The organism is Kitasatospora sp. NPDC022856 (assembly GCF_055561235.1).
The window spans coordinates 1-4,791 of sequence record NZ_JBVHHE010000106.1 but is presented as its reverse complement, the minus strand read 5'-3'; the positions used below and the strand labels follow the sequence as shown (position 1 = coordinate 4,791).

The following is a 4,791-nucleotide window of genomic DNA, read 5'->3' as shown; positions in this document are numbered from 1 at the left end:
CAAGAACGGCAAGGCCATGCCCGCCGAGGCCTTCGCCCCCACCACCATGGTCGACGCCACCACCTTCAAGACCAGCGGCGCCACCTGCAACTGACACACGCCGGACCCCCTCACACCCCGGGCCGTCCGCGGCCGCCCCCACGGGCCGCCGACACCCGAGCGTCATCCACCAACCCCGGAAGCAGCCTGGTCGGCAGAAGCCACCGCTCGCTCGCCAACCCCGTCCACCCACCCGCGACACCGGCTCAGCACGTACTGGTCCCACCGATACGACGAATGCGCCGTACCCGTCCACGAGGAAGAGCTCGGCTCTCCCCGCATTCACCTCGGAGCGGCTCATCCGCACATCCGCCGGCGGACGACGGCGGCGACAGCTTCGTCGTGCGGGCGACTACCCCTGCGGGGGCCGTCGGCGCCGCACTTCAGTTCGCCCGGAGCCCGACGGCGCCGGGCGACACCGCCGCGACGCCGACCTCGATCTCCCCCAATCCCGGGCCCCGGACCTTTACGGACCGTCGCCCCACTCCGTCCCCCGTCACGGCCATCCCATCCCTGGCCTGCCGACCGGCGGTGGACCGCCGAACGGCGGAGCAAAGCCGCGCCACCTGATGCTGCCGCTCCTCGGCGAGTCCGGGCGGACGCGTGAAACAGCAGAAGACCGTGAAAGAACCATCGTATTCCTGAGAAAGGATTCCAGTGAAGGTCACTGAAAGACCCGCGCGGTCGCGACTGGCCGCGGCCGCCGTGGCACTCTCGCTGATGGTGGGCGGCGTCGTTGTGCAGGCGACGCAGGCCGCAGCCGTCACCACAGCCGTCACGATCGACGGCACCTCGCCGGGGCGCACGTTCGACGGTATCGGGGCGGTCAGCGGCGGTGGCGGCAACTCCCGTCTGCTGTACGACTACCCCGAGCCGCAGCGCGGCCAGATCCTGGACTACCTGTTCAAGCCCGGGTACGGCGCGAATCTGCAGATCCTGAAGGTGGAGGTCGGCGGCGACACCAACTCGACCGACGGCGCCGAGATCAGCGCCGAGCACACCAGCGCCGACGTGGACTACTACCGAGGCTACGAATGGTGGCTGATGGAGCAGGCCAAGGCGCGCAACCCCGACATCAAGCTCGCGGCCCTGGCCTGGGGCGCCCCCGGTTGGATCGGGAACGGCACCTTCTGGTCCCAGGACATGATCGACTACTACATCCGGTGGGTCCAGCACGCCCAGTCCGACCACGGACTGACCATCGACTACCTCGGCGGCTGGAACGAACACACCTACAACGCCGGCTGGTTCGAGCAGCTCCACACCGCGCTGGGACAGGCCGGGCTGACCACGAAGATCATCGGTCCGGACGAGACCCGCTGGGCGATCGCCGACCAGATGGTGACCGATCCGACCCTGGCCGCGGCCATCGACGTCATCGGCAGCCACTACCCCTGCAGTTGGCTGGGACCGGCCACCAACTGCCCGTCCTCCGCGAACGCGCTCAGCACCGGCAAACCGCTGTGGGCCAGCGAGGCCGGCTCCTACGACTACCAGTCGGGCGCCCTGGTCCTGCGCGGGGACAACCGCGACTACATCGACGGAAAGATCACCGCGAACATCAACTGGCCGGTGACCGCCTCCGCCTACCAGACGCTGCCCTTCGGCACGGACGGCCTCATCCTGGCCAACCAGCCCTGGTCCGGCAACTACACGGTCGGCCAAGCCCTGTGGGCCACCGCCCACACCACCCAGTTCACCAAGGTCGGCTGGAAGTACCTCGACTCGGGCAGCGGCTACCTCGGCGGCAACCGCAACAACGGCAGCTACGTCTCACTGCGGTCCGCCACCGACAACACCTGGTCCACCGTCATCGAGACCACCACCGCCACCGCCGCGCAGACCGCCTCCTTCCAGGTCGGAGGAGGACTCGCCACCGGCCCGGTGCACGTCTTCGCCAGCAACCTCGCCGGCACCGACCCGACCCAGTGGCTGGTCCAGCAGGCCGACGTCACCCCCTCCGGCGGCGCCTTCTCCCTGACCCTCCAGCCCGGGTACGCCTACACCCTCACCACCACCGGTTGGGGCGGCAAGGGCACCGCCGTCTCCCCCGCCCGGGCCAACCTGCCGCTGCCGTACACCGACTCCTTCGAGGGCTACCCGCTGAAGAAGGAGGCCAGGTACGCCTCCACCATGCAGGGCTCCTTCGAGACGGCCGCGTGCACCGCCGGCCGCACCGGCACCTGCCTGCGCCAGGCCACACCGCAGACGCCGATCCGCTGGAACCGGCCCGACGCCACGCCGTACACGCTGGTCGGCGACCCCGAGTGGGGCGACTACACCGTCAGCGTCGATGCGACGATCCCGCAGACCGGAAAGATCCACCTGCTGGGCCGCGCCACCATCTCGACCTGGCTACCGAACAGCATCAACGGCTATCACCTCACAGTCTCCAACACCGGCCTCTGGTCGCTGTACAAGCAGATCGGCACCACCCCCACCGTCCTGGCATCCGGCACCACCACCGCGCCGGGGACATCGACCTGGCACACCTACAGCCTCGGCTTCCAAGGCAGCACCATCACCGCCAAGGTCGACACCACCACGCTGGCGACCGTCACCGACACCACCCACGCGGTCGGCGTGGCGGGCTTCGGCCCCGGCGGCTACTACGAAGCACAGTTCGACAACCTCTCCGTCACCGGACAGGGAACGCCCAGCACCTCCTCCCTGCAAGGCATCACCGAAACCGCCAGGAACATCCCCTCGACCAAGTGCCTGGAGGACCCCGGGGCATCCACCACCAACGGCACCCAGATCCAGCAGCAGCCCTGCAACGGCAGCAGCGCCCAGCGGTTCACCTACAACGCCGACAAGACCCTGACCGTCATGGGCAAGTGCGTCGACGCCGCAAACCAGCACAGAACCCCCGGCACCCGGGTGATCATCTGGACCTGCAACGGCGGCACCAACCAGCAGTGGATCCCCCGTGGCGACGGCACCTTCACCGGCGTCCAGTCAAACCTGTGCCTCGACCTGAACGGCGCTCTGTCCGACGGAGCCCTGCTGCAGCTCGGCACCTGCACCAACGGCTTCACCCAGCGGTGGATCAGGGTCTGATCGCCCCGTAGTCTCCGCAGTCTGTGAGAGGGCCGCCGGCCTTCGGGCGCAGTTCGACCGTGTCCCCCGTCGGAGGAGACGACGTGGGGACGCGGTCGAGCCTTGAAGGTGGTGGGGTCGGCCATGGTGGTGGGGGCGAAGGCCTCGGCGGGCATGGCCTTGCCGTTCTTGAGGTCGGTGGCGACGTCGATGTTCTGGACGCTGGCGCTCGCGCCCGCGGCGAACGCCTCCTTCGCGGCCTTGACGCGGTCGGTGCAGACGGTGACGTCCTGCTTCCACGCGGAGACGGTGCGGGTCTCGGCGGGGTTCCAGCCCGCCTTCCGGTACTCCTCGGCGGCCCGCTTGCCGACCTCTCCGCCCATCCGGGCGCCGGAGAACCCGATCCGCGGGACCGGGTCGGTCTTGGCGCAGACGGACGGGTCGGGGCCGGTGGCGCAGATCTGGTCGTCGGAGGTGAGCAGGGCGACCTTGGCGTCCTTGGCCGCCTGGACGACCTGCGGACCCGTCGCCCTCGACCTTTTCGTCCGTTCTGGGCCTTGCGCTGGTGCCGGAGGGCGCGTTCCATGAGCGGACGCGGATTCCTGTTCCGGTGTTCTTCACCCTCGACGTGGTGTTCGAGGGGGCCGTCGGTGCGAGCAATGGAGGTACGGAGCATGGTGACCCTGATCCAGCTGGAGGTACTCGCGAAGGTCATCCAGTCCAAGGGTTTCTCGGGGGCGGCCAAGTCGCTGTTCACCAGCCAGCCGGCCGTGTCGAACCACATCCGGAACCTGGAGAGGTCCCTCGGGGCCCAGCTCGTTCACCGCACCAGTCACGGCGCCCGTCCCACGTCGGCCGGCGAGATCGTCGTCGAGCACGCCCGGCGGATCTTCGAGATCTTGGACGAGCTCGAACTTGCTGTTGCCGAGTACCGTGGTCTGGGCGCCGGTCGGCTGGTGGTGGCGGGTACGACGACTCTGGGTACCTATCTTCTGCCGCTGCTGCTCTCCGAGTTCGCCCTGCGGGCTCCGAAGGTCTCCTGCGAGATCAGGGTGGGGAATGAGGAGGCGGTCGAGTCGTGGCTGCTGCGGGGCGAGGTGGCGCTGGGGCTGTGCGCCGGCACGCCACGTGATGAACAGCTCGTCGCCCAGGGTATGTTCGAGGAGGCCATGGTGCTCGTTGCCGAGCCGGGCTCGCCCCTCATCGGCCGGGCACTGACCCCTGCCGACTTGGTCGACCAGCGGTTCCTGATGCGCGAGAGCGGCTCCGCGACCCGGCGGCTCCAGGAGTCGGCGTTGCGGATGTGGGGGTTGGAGGTCGTCGAGCAGTGGGACATGTGGGGGACGGACACGCTGAAGCAGGCCGTCTCTCGGGGACTCGGCCTGGCGCTCGTCTCGGAGCATGTCATCCGCCAGGAGACGGAGGCCGGGATGCTCGCCGCGCTGAGTGTTGTGCCGGCCCCGCCCGTCCGGACGGTGTCCCTCGTACGGCGGGCCGACCGGGCACTCACGCCGCCGGAGGAGGCGTTCGTGGCGCTGGTCGGAGCCGTCTCCGAATGGCCCGTGTGAGGGTCGGGGCTGGCGGGGTCGGCGGTGCCGGCGGGGTCGGTGGGGTCGGTGGGGTGGCCGGGGCCGGGCCGGGGGTCAGTATCTGATGCAGGCGGAGCGCAGGTCGGTGTAGAAGTCCCAGACGTCCGGGGAGCACTCGGGGGCG

Annotated in this window: 2 protein-coding genes; both read left to right on the top strand. The window is 69.5% G+C overall.

Going from position 1 to position 4,791, the window contains the following annotated elements:
* The first annotated feature begins 696 nt into the window (after positions 1-696).
* Entirely contained in the window at positions 697-3,099 is a 2,403-nt protein-coding gene (locus ACZ34W_RS38335; RefSeq protein WP_465611090.1) for a ricin-type beta-trefoil lectin domain protein, read from the top strand.
* 653 nt (positions 3,100-3,752) lie between these two features.
* Entirely contained in the window at positions 3,753-4,646 is an 894-nt protein-coding gene (locus tag ACZ34W_RS38330; RefSeq protein ID WP_465611088.1) for a LysR family transcriptional regulator, read from the top strand.
* The last annotated feature ends 145 nt before the right edge of the window (positions 4,647-4,791 follow it).

Bases quoted from the DNA above. Each gene is read 5' to 3' on its own strand.
- ACZ34W_RS38330 (WP_465611088.1), top strand. From the start codon at position 3,753: ATGGTGACCCTGATCCAGCTGGAGGTACTCGCGAAGGTCATCCAGTCC.